This is a genomic window from Hyphomicrobium sp., assembly GCF_020852195.1.
Lineage (GTDB): Bacteria > Pseudomonadota > Alphaproteobacteria > Rhizobiales > Hyphomicrobiaceae > Hyphomicrobium_C.
The window spans coordinates 1-15,721 of sequence record NZ_JADZBI010000120.1 but is presented as its reverse complement, the minus strand read 5'-3'; the positions used below and the strand labels follow the sequence as shown (position 1 = coordinate 15,721).

The following is a 15,721-nucleotide window of genomic DNA, read 5'->3' as shown; positions in this document are numbered from 1 at the left end:
ACCGCGGCGGCGCTCTGTTTCACCGGAGCGTGGGGGGCGGCTCCGGCGGGGTAGTGGGAACAGCGGGGAGGGCGCTTTGGTTCCCACGGATCGGACCATAATCTTTTATGAGGGGTCCGCTGTCCCCTAGGGAACACGGAAGGAAGAAGCAGCAGTCAGGAGGCAACGGGCTGGGAGGAAGCCGTTGCCGTCTGCGCGATGACCGCTGCCGCTCCTTTTTGATGAGACGGATGATCTACGCTTCGGACTGATAGGGTCCGAAGCGATCATGGTCTAGTCGAGGTCGACGATCTCGGCGGTGCTGCCGCCGCGCATGCGCTGTGCCAACGTCGCCTCTATGAAGGGATCGATGTCGCCGTCGAGGACCTCATCGGGACTCGAGCTCTGCGTGCCGGTGCGCAAATCCTTGACGAGCTGATAGGGCTGCAGAACGTAGGACCGGATCTGGTGGCCCCAGCCGATGTCGGTCTTCGCCGCCTGCTCGGCGGACGCCTTCTGCTCGCGGCGCTTGAGCTCGAGCTCGTAGAGGCGCGCCTTGAGCCGCTTGAAGGCGATGTCCTTGTTCTGGTGCTGGGAGCGCTGCTCCTGCGCGAAGATGACGATGCCGGTCGGCTTGTGCACGAGGCGGACGGCCGACTCCGTGCGGTTGACGTGCTGGCCGCCGGCACCGCTCGAGCGGGCGAAGCTCACGTCGACGTCGGCGGGGTTGATGTCGATATCGATCGAGTCGTCGATCACCGGGTAGACGGTGACGGAGGCAAAGCTCGTGTGGCGGCGCGCGTTTGAATCGTACGGCGAGATGCGCACGAGGCGGTGCACGCCCGCCTCCGTCTTGAGCCAGCCGTAGGCATTCTCGCCCTGGATCTCGAGCGTCGCCGACTTGATGCCGGCTTCCTCGCCCGGGCTCTCGTCCACCAGCTTGACCTTGAAGCCGCGCCGCTCCGCCCATCGCATGTACATGCGCGTCAGCATCTGCGCCCAATCCTGGCTCTCGGTGCCGCCGGCGCCGGCGTGGACCTCCACGTAGGCGTCCATGCCGTCGGCCTCGCCGGACAGCATGGCCTCGATGCTCTTCCTCTGGACCTCCTCGTCGAGGCGCCTCAGCGCGCCTTCGCCCTCGGTGACTGTCGCCTCGTCGTCCTCGGCCTCGCCGAGCTCGATCAGGGTCAGATTGTCCTCGAACTCGCGCTCGATGCGGCGGAAGTCGGTGAGGGAGCGCTCGAGCTGCTGACGCTGGCGCATGACCTTCTGCGCCTCACCGGGATCGTTCCAGAGCGCGGGATCCTCCGCGCGCCGGTTGAGGTCGGCTAGACGTGCCTCGGCCTGCTCCGGGTCAAAGATACCTCCTCAAGAGGACCAGAGCCTCTTCGATCGACGACGCAACTTTTTGCGCTTCAGCGCGCATCGGAGCCTCCCAGAATCCAGTCATTTCGGGGGATGTGCCCGACATATAGTGAGGGCGAGCACGACTGTAAACGCGGCGTCGCGATGCATCGGGCGGCCGTCCACCGGCCATTGGTCTCAGAACACGGGAGAAATTCTCACCACAAGCCGCCGGGCCCGCCGCCGTAGCCCGGCGAAGCCGAAGGCGCGGGCTGCCAGCCGCCGCCCGTTGAGCCCGCGTCGGAGCTGCGCGCATAGGGATCGGTGAAGCCGATGACGGAATAGGCGTCGTCCGGCTCCTCGTCGGTCTTGAACGCCTCCATGAGCGCGGTCGTGTCGTCCGGCGAGGCGCGAAGCCCCGTCTGCAGGCTGACGCGCACGAGCTTGATGCCCGGCGGCATGCGGAACGGCGCCGGAGGCTGGTCGGCGAGGGCGGCCTCCACGAAGCTGCCGAAGATCGGCGCCGCGACCGCGCCACCGGTGTTGCCCTTGCCCATCGCGCGGGGGGTGTCATAGCCGACGAACACGCCGACCACGAGGTCCGGCGTGTAGCCGATGAACCAGGCGTCCTTCTCCTCGTTGGTGGTGCCGGTCTTGCCGGCCAGCGGGCGGTTCAGCTTCTTCAAGGACGTCGCCGTGCCGCGCTGGATGACGCCCTCCATGATGGAGGTCATCTGGTAGGCGGTCTGCGGGTCGACGATCTGCTTGCGATCGTCGGGGATGTCCGGCTCCTCCTGGTTCGCCCATTGGTCGGCGATGCAGCCTGTGCACTCGCGCGCGTCATGGCGCCAGACGGACTTGCCCCAGCGGTCCTGAATGCGGTCGATCAGTGTCGGGCGCACCTGCTTGCCGCCGTTGGCGATCATGCAGTAGGCGGTCGCCATACGCAGAAGCGTGGTCTCGCCGGCGCCGAGCGACATGGAGAGCACGGGCAGGAGATCGTCGTAGATGCCGAAGCGGCGCGCGTATTCGGTGATGATCGGCATGCCCATGTCCTGGGCGAGGCGCACAGTCATCTGGTTGCGCGACTTCTCGATGCCGACGCGCAGCGTCGTCGGGCCGTGGGAGGTATCCTTCTCGTAGTTCTGGGGCTTCCAGATGTCCTGCCCGGGGCCCTGCTCGATCTCGATCGGCTCGTCGAGAATGATCGACGTCGGCTTGTAGCCGTTGTCGATGGCGGCGGCGTAGACGAACGGCTTGAACGACGAGCCCGGCTGGCGCTTGGCCTGCAGCGCGCGGTCGAACTGGCTCATGGCGAAGGAGAAGCCGCCGGAGACCGCGAGCACGCGGCCGGTGTGCGGGTCCATGGCAATGAGGCCGCCCGAGACCTCGGGGATCTGCATCAGCGACCAGGCGCCGGCGAGGTTGGCCTCGTCCTTCGGCGCAACGTAGATTACGTCGCCGGCTGCGAGCAGGTCGGAGATCTGCTTCGGCTCGGTGCGCTTGGCCGTCTTCGCCCACTTGATCTCGTCGAGCGTGATCTCGACGGCGTGGCGTTCGTCGGTCAGCTTTCCGTCCTGCTTGCGTGAGGGCCTCAGCCCGACGACGGCCTTCGTCTTCTCCATCGAGAGCACGACGCCGAGCCGCCAGGGTGCGATATCGGACGGGATGTCGATGGCGCCGAGCGGGACGCCCCAGTCGCCCGACACGTCGATCTTGCTCACCGGGCCGCGCCACCCCTGCTTGCGGTCGTAGGAGACGAGGCCGTCGATCAGCGCCTTGCGGCCGATCCTCTGCAGGCGCGGGTCGAGCGTCGTGCGGACTGAGAGACCGCCGGCGTAGAGCTTCGCCTCGCCGTAGGCATTGTACAGCGAGCGGCGAACCTCCTCGGCGAAGTATTCGGCGGCGAAGAGGTGCGCGCCGCCGGGACGGATGTTGACGGCGAGCGGCTTGGCCTTGGCCTCCTTCGCTTCCTCGTCGGTGATGTAGCCGTTCTCGGCCATCTGCCCGAGGATCCAGTTGCGCCGCTCGGTGGCGCGCGCCGTCTGGCGGAAGGGGTGGTAGTTGTTCGGCGCCTTCGGAAGGGCCGCGAGGTAGGCGACCTCCTCCACGGTCAGATCCTTCAGCTCTTTGTTGAAGTAGGCGAGGCCGGCCGCGGCGACGCCGTAGGCGCCGATGCCGAGATAGATCTCGTTGAGGTAGAGTTCGAGGATCTTGTCCTTTGAATAGGCACGCTCGATGCGGATGGCGAGGATCGCCTCCTTGATCTTGCGCTCCATGGTCCGGTCGCTGGTCAGAAGGAAGTTCTTGGCGACCTGCTGCGTGATCGTGGACGCGCCCTCGGTGCGCCGGTCGCTGCCCTGGATCTTGCTCTCCACGAACTTGAAGACGGCGCGCGCGATGCCCTGCATGTCGAGGCCGCCGTGCTCATAGAAACGGCTATCCTCGGCGGACAGGAAGGCCGCGACGACGTGCTTCGGAATGGTGTTGATGGGTATGAAGATGCGCCGCTCGCGCGCGTACTCGGCGATCAGCGAGCCGTCGTGGGCGTGAATGCGCGTCATCACGGGCGGCTCGTAGCTCGCAAGGCTCTCGTAGTCCGGGAGGTCCTTGGACGCCTGCCACAGCACATAGCCCGCCGCGGCCGAGCCCACCAGGAACACGACGACGAACGCCGCGAAGCTCCAGCCGAGGAAGCTCAGGAGCAGGCTCTTGCGCTTCCGGCCTCGCCTACGGAAGTCCGGCTGTGGTGGTGGCAGGGTAGGGGCTCGCATTCCGCCTGGGTCCGCTCGACCAGTGTTCTCAGGTCCAACTGTAAGCTCGGCGCACTGCTATTGCACTGCAGCAACCCGTGGATCAAGCCGGAACATTAACATGGAATGTGGCAGCACGTCGTCCATAAACCCCGGATTTCCTAAACGGTTATTTGCCAATGGGAACAGGCGTTCGAGGCGCGTGCGTCACCGCGTCTCCGTCTATTTCCGGCTAAGGCCCGGGGAGCTGGCGGTCCGCTTGGAAAAATAGTCGTCGATGGCCGTGGTGATCGAGGCGGCGATCTTCTTTCTCCAGGCTGTGGAGTTGAGCAGCTTCTCGTCCTCTGGGTTGCTCAGGTATCCGAGCTCGATCAGCACGGAGGGGGCATGGGTTTGCTTCAGGACCTTGAAGGCTGCGGCGCGCTGCGGGACGCGGGACAGCGCCTTGGCGGACTTCAGCTTGTGCACCAGCGTGTTCGAGAAGTCGGCCGAGAAATTCGCCGTTTCCCGTTTCATGAGGTCGAAGAGGATGCTCTTCACCTCGTCATCGTCCGGCCCGTCGACGACGTTGATGCCTGCGATGAGGTCCGAGGCGTTCTCCTTCTCCGCCATGCGGCGCGCCTGCTCGTCGGAGGCGCGCTCGGACAGGGTGTAGATGGTGGCACCACGGACGGCTTGCGCCTCGGCCTCGACGGCGAGCGAGTCGGCATGCAGGGAGATGAAGAGATCCACGCCGTGCTTGGCCGAGAGGTTGAGGCGCTGATCCAGCGAAACGAACACGTCGGACGAGCGCGTCATGTGCACATCGTAGCGCCCGCTGGCCGCGAGCTGTCGCCCAAGCTCCTTGCCGACCGCGAGCACCACGTCCTTTTCGAGCAAGCTCGAGGCGCTGACGGCGCCGCCGTCGATGCCGCCATGGCCGGGATCGATCATGATCACGGCCTTGCCGGTCCGTTTCGGCTTGTCGTCCGGAGGCCCGGCAGGGGGTGCTTTTTCCGGTGCGTCCTCGGCCGCCTTATCGGCGCCGGTGCCGAGGCCGAAGCTCGCAGGGTCCGTGGTCACCATGTCGAACGCGAAGACGATGCCCTTGCCGCCCGTCGCGGCGGTCATGGCCGCCCGCTCGATGCGCACGGGGCCGGTCGTGTCGAGCACGACGCGTGCCTTGCCTTCGGCGAAGAGCCCGTAGCGGAAGGTGCGCACCAAGCCGCCGCCGTCCTGTCCGGTTCCGTCGGGCAGGCGGAACTCAACGTCCGGGAGGTCGACGATGACGCGGTAGGGGTTGGCAAGCGTGTAGATCTCGGCCGGGACGCCGACCGTGAGATCGAGCTGGAAGGTGGTGCGGTGCTGGTCTCCCGACAGGCTGGCCCGCGTTGCAGACGCCGTCTCGCCGGCCGCGGCGCCTGCCCACAGCCAGACGTGCATCAGCACTGCTACGGCCGTCGCCAGCGTCCGCAGACCACCAGACCCGGCCCTGATCCCCATCCCCGGCTGCACGCGGTCCCTATCGCGTTCGTGAGCAAATTATCACGTAGGTGCTACAAGTTAGCTCATATTCGTGGCGTTTGTGCAAGGGTGCGGCCCAACCCGTGCTCCGACCGCATCATTTCCGATAAACGTGCTTGCCACGCTGCCGGGGAACCCGTACAAAATTGAACCGCATCGTGTTTGAGTACGTCCTCTTCACGCGAGAGTTTCAGTCGACCATGGAATGCCCGGCCCGGTTGTGGGTTGGTTTCCAGGTCGCATTTGCCCAAGGTCCCGGAAGCGGACGATGCGCACGGCCCGATGACTGTTCGGCGCGTGCTTCGCAATCGGCAGCGTTGCCACCACAGGTTCCGTAAGCAACCCAGGGCAACGATACATCCGAAACGCGTCGCCCCCGACGTCCCGGTCCGAGAGCGGTCTCAGTTGCGATGCAACTTGCCTGATCGGGCGCACGCGCCACAGATCGTTGGCTCCGTCTTTCCGAAGCGCGCGTACGCGCGCCCGGATCTTTCGTTCGAGACTCATGCAGATCGACCGCGCATTCCATCTTTCAGCCTCCGAGCCCAGAGCGGCTGTGCTCGGGATGCGCGCCCGTACCTTTACCTCAACCCCCTTCCCTTCAATCACAACAAAGGCGCGCGCCTCGACACGGCCGCAAGTCGCCTCCGGCCGCAGGGCCGGTTCCGGTGGTCCGGCCCACCGGCGCGCAAAGGATAAAAACACATGGCACCCAACAAGATGCTTATCGATGCCACCCACCCCGAAGAGACGCGGGTGGTGGTTCTACGCAACGGACGTGTAGAGGAGTTCGACTACGAGAGCGCTGCCCGCAAGCTGCTCCGCGGAAACATTTATCTGGCGAAGGTGACGCGCGTTGAGCCGTCGTTGCAGGCGGCGTTCGTCGACTACGGCGGAAACCGGCACGGCTTCCTCGCTTTCAACGAGATCCATCCCGACTACTATCAGATCCCGATGGCCGACCGTCAGGCGCTCATCGAGGAGGAGGCGCTCGCGGAGGCCGAGGAGGAGGCTGCCGCAGACGCGCGAGCCGAGCGGCTTGCACGGCGCAGACGCCAGGACAGCTCGAGCCGTGGCTCGGAGGCGGCCGGCGAGGATGCCGATGCGTCGCACGCCGATGACGACGAGGACGGCGATGCGGACGACGACGGCAGCGAGGAAAACGGCGTCGAGGATGTCCACGACGAGGACGAGCCCGCGGACGACGATCATCCCGACGACGACCGTCCGCAGGTGATCGCGGAAGCCAGCGAGCGCGACGCGGTGCTGGTCGAGGAGGTGACGGAGGTCGCGACCTCAGCCGGTGTGGACGCCGACGAGCCAGCGGCCGACGGTGGCGAAGATGCCGAAGCGGAAGATGCCGCGCCGCAGGAGGCGAAAGCCGAAGCCGCGGACGCTGCGCCCGAAGCTGCCGGCGAGGCGGGCGGTGTACAGGTGGTGGCCAGCGCCGCCGTGGAGCCTGAGGCGGTCGAGAGCGTGGGCTCGGAGGATGCGCTCGAGGAGCTGCCCTCGCGTCCACGCCGCAGGCCGCGCAGCTACAAGATCCAGGAGGTCATCAAGCGGCGCCAGGTGATCCTGGTGCAGGTGGTCAAGGAGGAGCGCGGCAACAAAGGCGCGGCCCTCACGACCTATCTCTCGCTCGCCGGCCGCTACACCGTGCTGATGCCCAACACGGCGCGTGGCGGCGGCATCAGCCGCAAGATCACCAACCCGCAGGACAGGAAGCGCCTCAAGGCCATCGCGCAGGAGCTCGAGGTGCCGGAGGGCATGGGGCTCATCATTCGCACGGCGGGCGCCTCGCGCACCAAGCAGGAGATCAAGCGCGACTTCGAGTACCTGCTGCGCCTCTGGGAGAGCGTCCGCGATCTCACGCTCGAGAGCACCGCGCCGAGCCTCGTCTACGAGGAAGGCAACCTGATCAAGCGCTCGATCCGCGACCTTTACAACAAGGACGTGGAGGAGATCGTCGTTGCCGGCGATCATGCGCACAAGGACGCCAAGGACTTCATGCGCATGCTCATGCCGAGCCATGCCAAGAACGTGATCCCGCACCAGGATCCGGAGCCCTTGTTCACCAAGTACGGCATCGAGCGGCAGCTCAATGCCATGTTCAGCCCCTACGTGACGCTCAAGAGCGGCGGCTATCTCGTCATCAACCAGACGGAGGCGCTGGTCGCCATCGACGTCAACTCGGGCAAAGCGACGCGCGAGTTCTCGATCGAGGAGACGGCGCTCAACACCAATCTCGAGGCTGCGGACGAGATCGCGCGCCAGCTCAAGCTGCGCGACCTCGCGGGCCTGATCGTCATCGACTTCATCGACATGGAGGAGAAGCGCAACAACCGCGCCGTCGAGCGTCGGCTCAAGGACGCGCTGCGCTTCGACCGCGCGCGCATCCAGCTCGGGCGCATCAGCCATTTCGGCCTCATGGAGATGAGCCGGCAGCGGCTGCGCTCGGGCGTGCTCGAGGGCTCGACCTCACAGTGCCCGCATTGCCAGGGCACCGGCATCATCCGCTCCACCGAGAGCGTGGCGCTCGCTGTGCTGCGCGCGATTGAGGATGCGCTGATGGCCGGCGCGCGCACCTCGCTGGTGGCGACGACGACGCCGGCTGTCGCGCTCTACATTCTCAACAACAAGCGGCATTTCATCAACGAGATGGAAACTCGCCAGGGCGTGTTCGTCACCGTGCAGGCGAGCGACAAGCTGCAGGGCGCGAACTTCCTGATCGAGAAGGGGCATGCCGCGCCCGTCGCCACGCGCCGCCCTGACAGGGCCGCAGTCAACATGGACTGGGGCTTTACCGGCGAAGCCATCGAGGGCGAAGGCCGGGAAGCTCAGGAGGAAGACGAGGTCGTGACAGCGCGCGGTGGCGCGGAGACGCGGAGCCGTGACGAAGGCCGCGGCGAGAGCGGTGGACGGCGCCGGCGCCGCAGGCGCGGACGCCGCGGCGGCGAGGGTCGAGGAGAGCAGCGGGGCGAGGGCCGCCGCGACGACGGTGCGCCCCAGCCCTACGACGACGATGATGTCGAGGAGCACGACGAGCCGATCGAGGCTGGTGCGGGGCCTGAGACAGGCGCGCATGGGTTCGTCGAGGACGATGCGTCCGAGGAGGGCGACACGCCGCACGCGGCTCAGGATGCGGAAGAAGGTGCCGCGCGCGAGCGCCACGAGGACGGAAACGGCCGCCGCCGGCGGCGTGGCCGCCGTGGTGGGCGGCGCGGCCGGGACCGCGCGCGCGGCCACGACGATGCGGGAGGCGAGGCCGAGACGGCGGCTCCTGCCTCGCCCGAGGATGTGTACGACGCCGGTGAGAACGCCTCCGGCGTAGACGAGGCGCAAGCAGCGGAGGAAGCAACGGAGGAGGCGCCTGCACGCGAGCCACGTCGCCGCCCGGCCCAGGCGCGGGACGACGACGGTCGGCGCACGCGGACGCAACGCTCCGAGAAACGGGAGCCCGTGGAGGTCCCCTCAGCACCCGAGCCCGAGCCGGGGCGCGCATCGCCATCTCCGGACGCGCCGGCGCCGCAGGACGCGGTGTTGGCACGGGTGCGGGCGCGCCACGAGGCGACCTCGGCGGAGCCCAAGCTCGAGCGCGTCGTCGTCTCGCCGGATGAGGCCAGAGCCGCTGAGACAGGCGGAGAGGAGCCGGTGCGGCGCGGCTGGTGGCAGCGTCGCCTCGGCGGCTGACTGCGCGGTTTGCTATTCAAGGCTTGAGATCGATGGGCCGGGGCCTCGCTCCGGCCCTTTTCACATCGAATTTCCACTTACGTATCCAACTCGCTGCAGGCGCGACAATTTTTCTATGTCCGTACCTTCGACGGCGGATTTTCAAGCGATATCAGTACATCTACGTATCCGAGGCGGCTAGAGGGCCGTGGCGCGCCATGGGGCTCGTCTCATTTTGACCATACCCGGCTGATGTGTGCCGCCGGTCATGTCGAGTGATCGGGGGGTCGCGACATGTCTTTCCAGCGTTCTGCTGGCTCACACCGCGATCCTCGCATGATGTCACGTGGATGGACTTTGTCTGCCTGGACAAAACATCCCCGCATGACTTGAAGACTTCCGGATTATTGAGCCTGGTGATCCTGGCTCTTCTTGATCAAGTCCGGAAATCGGTGGGACATCAAGGGAGTTTTTCCATGAGTAAGTCGATTTATGCGGCCGTCCTGGCCATGGGGGCTGCCGTTTGCCTCGCGGCGCCGGCCGAAGCGCGCGTCGAAACCGGCCCGATCAGCTCGCTCTACGAGCGTGACGGGCGTGCGCTGCCGAAGAAGGTTCAGAAGCACCGCGCCAAGAAGCACACTTCGGCCCGGCGTGCTGGCACGCGCAAGAGCGCGAGGTATGCGGCGAAGTCCCGTGGTAAAAAGGCCGCCCGTGCCGCCGTCGGCCGCAAGGCCCGGCTCGCGGGACGCGCCGTCACGGCGGGTCGCTCGGGCGGCGGAGGCGGCGCCTCGCGCGGCTGCCTGCAGGCTCCGGCCGCGGCCCTACTGTCGCGCATCGAGCAGCAGTTCGGCCCCGTGAAGGTGATCTCGACCTGCCGTCCCGGCGCGGTGATCGCGGGCAGCGGCAAGCCGTCCAAGCATCGCTACGGCCTCGCCGTCGATTTCGACGCGGGCGCGCGCAAGCAGGCCATCGTCAACTGGCTCAGGGCCAACCACACCTCGGGCGGCACCATGACGTATGCCCGCATGAGCCATATCCACGTGGACATCGGTCCGCGCTTCGTCTCGCTCGGTGCGGGCGGCGGCCGTCGCCGGAGCTGACCTAGATCGGAAAGGGACGCGCATGCTGCGCGTCCCTTTTTCTTGTTCTCCAGCGCCGCACCGTTCGCCGCTAGGTTGGCGACGCTGGTTTTTCTGCTCCGCGGACGACGTGGAAAGCACTGCGCATATCTCGCTCGCGCCTGGACTCCGTCCTTCGCCGGAGTGACGCTACTCAACTCGTAGCTGGCCGCCCATGTCCTCTCGTCATCCCGGCGAAGGCCGAGATCCAGATACATCTCGGATCGGTAACGCTACGCTTCCATGTCCGTGGGAAGCTTCTAACGGCGCACTGCCCCTATGCCTGCGCGTTCTTCAGTCGCGGCCAAGCCTTGAGGCGGCGCGCGGCCTCGGCCATGTCCGCCTCGGTGCCGGCGTAGCAGAAGCGCAGGAAGTGCTGGCCGCGGCGCTCGTCGAAGTCGAGGCCGGGCGTCACCGCCACGCCGATCTCGTGCAGCATGGCCGCCGCGAAGGTGCGTGCGTCGTCGGTAAAGGCCGAGACGTCGGTATAGAGGTAGAAGGCGCCGTCGGCGGGTGCGAGCGCGGTCAGGCCGGCCTCGGGCAGCGCCTCCAGAAGCAGCGCCCGGTTTCGCGCGTAGGTCGTCCGGTTTCGCTCGAGCTCGTCGGTGCCGTCGAAGGCGCCGAGGGCCGCGATCTGCGAGACGGCCGGCGCGGAGATGAACAGGTTCTGCGCGAGCCGCTCGATGACGCGCACGAGCGACGGTGGCACGACCAGCCAGCCGACTCGCCAGCCGGTCATGGCGTGATACTTCGAGAAGCTGTTGATGACGACGGTGTCGCCCGAAAACTCGAGCGCCGTCCGGGCAGGGGCCTCGTAGGTCAGGCCATGGTAGATCTCGTCGGAGATGAACCAGATGCCGTTCTCGTCGCAATAGCGGACCAGCTCGGCAAGGCGCTCGGGCTCGATCACCGTTCCGGTCGGATTGGCCGGGCTCGCGATCAGCAGCCCGTCCAGGCCGACGTTGCGGTGGAGCGCGGCCACGGCGTCGAGGGTCGGCATCCATCGTGTCTCGGGGCCGGTCTCGATCAGCGGCGAGTGGCAGCCGAGCGCGGACAGGATGTGGCGGTAGCAGGGATAGCCGGGCGAGGCGAGCGCGATGCGCGCGCCGGTGTCGAAGAGGGCCAGAAAGGCGAGGATGAACGCCGCCGAGGAGCCCGTGCAGACTGCGATGCGGCTGGGCTCGACCTCGACGCCGTAGCGGTCGCGGTAGCTCCGTGCAATGCGCTGCCGCAACGCGTCGATGCCGAGGGCGGCGGTGTAGCCGAGCGTCTCGGCGTTGAGGGCGGCGCGGACGGCGGAAAGGGCGGCCTCCGGAGCCGGTGTGCCCGGCTGGCCGACCTCCATGTGAATGACGCTCCGCCCTTCGGATTCGAGCTCGGCGGCGGCCGCCATGACGTCCATGACGATGAAGCTCGCGATGTCGCTGCGCGCCGCGGCGGCCCGATGCTTGGGCGCTCTCGCGGTCTTGGGGCCGGTCTCGTCCTCAGCCATCGCTCGTCTTCCCTCGGCCAAAGCCTCACGGACGGCAAATGCCTTCCTTTGGCCGTATTGAACCCGGTCCATGCGTGTCTCCGGACCGCTGGGCTTATAGGCGGCGGTCTCGTATCTGGCCAGTGCCGCGACGGTCTTGCGCAGACTGGCTCTCTATGCCCATCTACCCCCGTGCATGGAGTGTTCGCAGCCCCCTAACCCGATCATCGAGCGATCAGACGAGCATGATCACATCGCATCTGAACCCCGTCATTCGGACGACCCTCATGGCCGCCCTCGTGGCTGGGGTGCTCGTCGGGCTGCTTCCCGCCCCGTCTGCGCGGGCGCAGGGGCTGCCGCTCATCCGCGATACCGAGATCGAGCTGCTTCTCAACGACTACTCGCAGGGCATCTTCAGGGCCGCGGGCCTGGGCACCGGCCGTGTGACGGTCAGGATTGTCAACAACGAAGGGTTCAACGCGTTCGTCATCGACGGCCGCAACGTGTTCATGCACACCGGCACGCTGATGCAATCGAACACGCCGAACGAGGTGATCGGCGTGCTCGCGCACGAGGCCGGCCACATTGCCGGCGGGCACATGGCAGCGCTGCGCGCGCGCATCGCCAAGGACCAGACGCGCGCACTTCTCATTCAGCTCCTCGGCATCGGAGCCATGATCGGCGGTGCCGCGTCGGGCGGTGACGCCGGGCGCGAGATCGGCAGCGCCGGACAGGGTGTGATGATGGGCGGCAACGAGCTCATCATGCGCGGCCTCACGGCCGAGCGGCGCTCGCAGGAGTCGGCGGCCGATCAGGCGGGCCTTAAGTATCTCGATGCAACGCAGCAGTCCGGGCTCGGCATGCTGGCGACTTTCGAGCGGTTCGCCGGGCAGGAGCTGTTTTCGGACGCGCACAAGGACGCCTTCGCGCGCACCCATCCGGTGGCAACCGACCGTCTGGCGCGTCTGAGGCAGCTCGTTGAGACGAGCCCATACTACGGAAACAAGGATTCGCCCGCGCTTCAGCTCCGCCACGACATGATGCGTGCGAAGCTGTCGGGCTACATGGAGCAGCCCGCGGCCGTGTTCAATCGCTATCCGGCGGGAGACAACAGCCTTCCGGCGCGGTATGCGCGCATGATTGCCTCGTTCCGCCAGGGCGCAGGCGGCTTCGAACAGGGGCTGGCCAGCGTCGAGGCGCTCATCCGCGAGCATCCAACCAATCCCTATTTCTGGGAGGTGAAGGGTGACTTCCTGCAGAAGGCGGGCCGGCCGAACGAGGCCGTCGCGCCGCTTCGGAAGGCGCTGCAACTCCACAAGGGCGACGCGCCGCTGGTCGGCGTGCAACTCGCCCAGGCGCTGCTGCAGACCAAGAACCCGCAGTACTCCGACGAGGCGATCGGCCTCCTGCGCAAGGCCGTGCAACGCGAGCCGGACAACGCCACGGCCTACAACACGCTGGGGCAGGCCTACTACGACAAGGGGCTCCTGCCGCAATCGGAGCTGGCGCGGGCGCAGGGGCTCTTCTATTTTGGCGCCCTGAAACAGGCCCAGGAGTTTGCCAAACGCGCACAGGCCGGCCTCAAGCCCGGCTCGCCGGACTGGGTCAAGGCCGACGATATCATCAACTACAAGCCGCAGACGTGATGCGGGCCGCCTTCCATCCTCGTTGCAGCGCGATAGCTTGCCGGCCCCTCGTTCCGCCCATGGAGTGCTCATGACACAATCGGATCTCGACAAGCCGACCACGCCCTCGCGCCTCAGCATCGGCGCGCTCGTCGCGGCTCCGCTGCTTCTGATTGCGGGCCTCTGGCTCGTGCTCGGCGGAGAGGACAAGAACGGCGCGTCGCCGGCGACGGGGTTGATCGGCGCCAACAGCAGCAGTGCCAGCTTCTCGCCCGATCAGCGGCGCGCGATCGAAGGCATCGTGAAGGACTATCTGGTGCAGAACCCCGAGATCTTCCTCGAGGTGCAGAGCGCGCTCGAGGCCAAGGTGGCGAGGGAGGAAGCGGAGCGGACCAAGGCGCTGGTGGCGTCCTACGCCAAGGAGATCTACCGCGCGCCCAACGCCCCCGTGGCCGGCAACCCGGACGGCGACATCACGGTGGTCGAGTTCTTCGACTACAACTGCGGCTACTGCAAGCGCGGCTTCGCGGAGATCGCCAAGCTGGTCGAGCAGGACAAGAACGTGCGCGTGGTGTTCAAGGAATTCCCCATCCTGCGCGACGAGTCGGAGCAGGCGGCCCATGTCGCCCTCGCCGCCCGCATGCAGGGCAAGTACTGGGAAGTGCACAGCGACCTGATCACGACCAAGGGACTGGTCAACGAGGCGGTCGGACTCAAGATCGCGGAAAAGCACGGCCTCGACATGGAGAAGCTCAAGGCCGACATGGCCTCTCCGGAGGTCAAGGCGGAGATCGACAGGGTTAAGGAGCTGGCGCAGAAGCTCTCGATCAACGGTACGCCCCACTTCCTGGTCGGCGACCGGGCCATCGGGGGGGCGCCCGAGAACCTTTACGAGGTGCTCGAGGCCCATGTCACGGACCTGAGGAAGACCGGCTGCAATTACTGCTAAGCCCCTGTGATCCACAGGGTTCGGGCCCAAAAGCGGGCCACCGTGACCTCGATCAGTGGTCCGAAAGGAGCTTCAGCAACCTTTGCCTTGGCGCGCTTTCGCGGCTGCGGTAAAGCTGCTAGGGAACCTTACGGGGCCTCCCGGCGACGCACGGTCCTCGTGCCCGCGGGGCGCGTGCCCTTAAGGTCAAGGTCTCTCTGCGTTTTTTCGTTGTATTGCTCAGGCGCGGCTGCTTCTTGATTTGTCGTGTCTGTTATCGGAAAACCGCTGCATCCATTTGCCGGAAAATGCTCCGGTCCAAGCTCCCGACATCCTCAGCCCGATTAGCTCATGGCCAAACCGGTATTCGTCCTCAACGGCCCGAACCTCAACATGCTCGGCACCCGCGAGCCCGAGATCTACGGCCGGGATACGCTTGACGACGTGCGCAAGCGGGCGGAGGCACGTGCGGCCCAGCTCGGGCTTTCGGTCGCGTTCCGGCAGACCAACCACGAGGGCGAGCTGATCGGGTGGATCCAGGAGGCGCGCGAAGCGGCGTCCGGCATCATCCTCAACGCGGGCTCGCTGACGCATACGTCGGTCGGGATCCTGGATGCGCTTTCGGCCGCCGAGCTGCCGGTGATCGAGGTTCATCTGTCGAACATCTTCCGTCGCGAGAGCTTCCGCCATCACTCCTACGTGTCGCTTGGGGCCAAGGGTGTCATCTGTGGCCTCGGCGTTCAGGGCTACGAGCTTGCGCTCGAGGCGATGGCGAAACTGGTGGCGTGATCCCCGTGAAACGCAAATCCAAAGACAGCGACAAGAAGCCGAAAGGGAAAGGGCTAGCGCGCATGACGGCGAAAGACGAAGCCGAAAAACCGAGTAGCGAGCAGCAGCTCATCCGGGAGCTGGCGCAGCTCTTGAACGACACGGGGCTCTCGGAGATCGAGATCGAGAAAAGCGGGCTCAAGGTCCGCGTTGCCCGGTCCGTCACCATTGCGGCGGCCGTGCCGGCCGCGTCCCATCCCGTGTCGGCCGGCCAGGCTGCCGCCATCTCTCCCGCGGGGAGCGCGGCTTCGGCCGGTAGCGACCCCGCGAAGCATCCGGGGGCCGTCAAGTCGCCGATGGTGGGCACAGCCTATCGCTCGCCCGATCCCAATGCTCCGCCGTTTGTCGAGGTCGGCGCCCGCGTGCAGCAGGGTGACACGCTGCTGATCATCGAGGCGATGAAGACCATGAACCAGATCCCCGCGCCGCGCGCGGGGATCATCGCAGCTGTCCTGGTCGAGAACGGCCAGCCGGTGGAGTTCGGCGAGCCGCTCGTGATCATT

Annotated in this window: 10 protein-coding genes; 6 read left to right on the top strand and 4 right to left on the bottom strand. The window is 66.6% G+C overall.

Translation table 11 applies throughout. The features are described 5' to 3' along the window. Positions 1-273 precede the first annotated feature (273 nt). The 3 genes from prfB to IT540_RS09405 form a co-directional block, all read right to left on the bottom strand. Positions 274-1,405, bottom strand: a protein-coding gene (gene prfB / locus IT540_RS09415) for a peptide chain release factor 2 (RefSeq protein WP_291176277.1) whose coding sequence is annotated in 2 segments (ribosomal slippage) — positions 274-1,335 and positions 1,337-1,405 — 1,131 coding nt in all. Because the reading frame shifts where the segments join, the coding sequence is not laid out codon by codon here. Between the two features lie 136 nt (positions 1,406-1,541). Beyond that, complete coding sequence (locus tag IT540_RS09410) at positions 1,542-4,097, bottom strand: penicillin-binding protein 1A (RefSeq protein WP_291176274.1); 2,556 nt, start codon at positions 4,095-4,097, stop codon at positions 1,542-1,544. A gap of 201 nt (positions 4,098-4,298) precedes the next feature. After that, entirely contained in the window at positions 4,299-5,558 is a 1,260-nt protein-coding gene (locus IT540_RS09405; RefSeq protein ID WP_291176272.1) for an N-acetylmuramoyl-L-alanine amidase, read from the bottom strand. A 726-nt stretch (positions 5,559-6,284) separates the two neighbouring features. Here IT540_RS09405 and IT540_RS09400 point away from each other — a divergent pair. Next, the gene (locus IT540_RS09400; RefSeq protein WP_291176269.1) at positions 6,285-9,269 is read left to right on the top strand and encodes an Rne/Rng family ribonuclease; all 2,985 of its coding nucleotides are present in this window, start codon (positions 6,285-6,287) and stop codon (positions 9,267-9,269) included. A 455-nt stretch (positions 9,270-9,724) separates the two neighbouring features. After that, a complete protein-coding gene (locus IT540_RS09395) occupies positions 9,725-10,348 on the top strand; it encodes a D-Ala-D-Ala carboxypeptidase family metallohydrolase (RefSeq protein ID WP_291176266.1) in 624 nt (207 codons plus the stop codon). A gap of 295 nt (positions 10,349-10,643) precedes the next feature. Here the strand turns inward: IT540_RS09395 and IT540_RS09390 are convergent, their stop codons facing one another. Beyond that, complete coding sequence (locus IT540_RS09390) at positions 10,644-11,858, bottom strand: aminotransferase class I/II-fold pyridoxal phosphate-dependent enzyme (protein ID WP_291176263.1); 1,215 nt, start codon at positions 11,856-11,858, stop codon at positions 10,644-10,646. Positions 11,859-12,082: 224 nt separating this feature from the next. On the opposite strand from IT540_RS09390, the gene IT540_RS09385 reads away from it, so the two are divergent. The 4 genes from IT540_RS09385 to accB all read left to right on the top strand — a co-directional run. Next, positions 12,083-13,483 carry a M48 family metalloprotease gene (locus IT540_RS09385; protein WP_291176260.1) on the top strand — a complete coding sequence of 467 codons (1,401 nt, stop codon included), beginning with the start codon at positions 12,083-12,085 and terminating at the stop codon, positions 13,481-13,483. Positions 13,484-13,553: 70 nt separating this feature from the next. Beyond that, positions 13,554-14,411, top strand: coding sequence for a DsbA family protein (locus IT540_RS09380; RefSeq protein WP_291176257.1), 858 nt, complete (start codon positions 13,554-13,556; stop codon positions 14,409-14,411). Positions 14,412-14,741: 330 nt separating this feature from the next. Continuing rightward, positions 14,742-15,179, top strand: a complete 438-nt coding sequence (gene aroQ, locus IT540_RS09375) for a type II 3-dehydroquinate dehydratase (protein ID WP_291176254.1) — start codon at positions 14,742-14,744, stop codon at positions 15,177-15,179. Between the two features lie 62 nt (positions 15,180-15,241). Beyond that, a partial coding sequence (accB, locus tag IT540_RS09370) for an acetyl-CoA carboxylase biotin carboxyl carrier protein (protein ID WP_291176251.1) occupies positions 15,242-15,721 on the top strand: 480 nt, incomplete at its 3' end.

Coding starts and splice junctions, on each gene's coding strand:
- IT540_RS09390 (WP_291176263.1), bottom strand. CDS start 11,858: ATGGCTGAGGACGAGACCGGCCCCAAGACCGCGAGAGCGCCCAAGCAT.
- IT540_RS09385 (WP_291176260.1), top strand. CDS start 12,083: ATGATCACATCGCATCTGAACCCCGTCATTCGGACGACCCTCATGGCC.
- IT540_RS09400 (WP_291176269.1), top strand. CDS start 6,285: ATGGCACCCAACAAGATGCTTATCGATGCCACCCACCCCGAAGAGACG.
- IT540_RS09410 (WP_291176274.1), bottom strand. CDS start 4,097: ATGCGAGCCCCTACCCTGCCACCACCACAGCCGGACTTCCGTAGGCGA.
- aroQ (WP_291176254.1), top strand. CDS start 14,742: ATGGCCAAACCGGTATTCGTCCTCAACGGCCCGAACCTCAACATGCTC.
- IT540_RS09405 (WP_291176272.1), bottom strand. CDS start 5,558: ATGGGGATCAGGGCCGGGTCTGGTGGTCTGCGGACGCTGGCGACGGCC.
- IT540_RS09395 (WP_291176266.1), top strand. CDS start 9,725: ATGAGTAAGTCGATTTATGCGGCCGTCCTGGCCATGGGGGCTGCCGTT.
- IT540_RS09380 (WP_291176257.1), top strand. CDS start 13,554: ATGACACAATCGGATCTCGACAAGCCGACCACGCCCTCGCGCCTCAGC.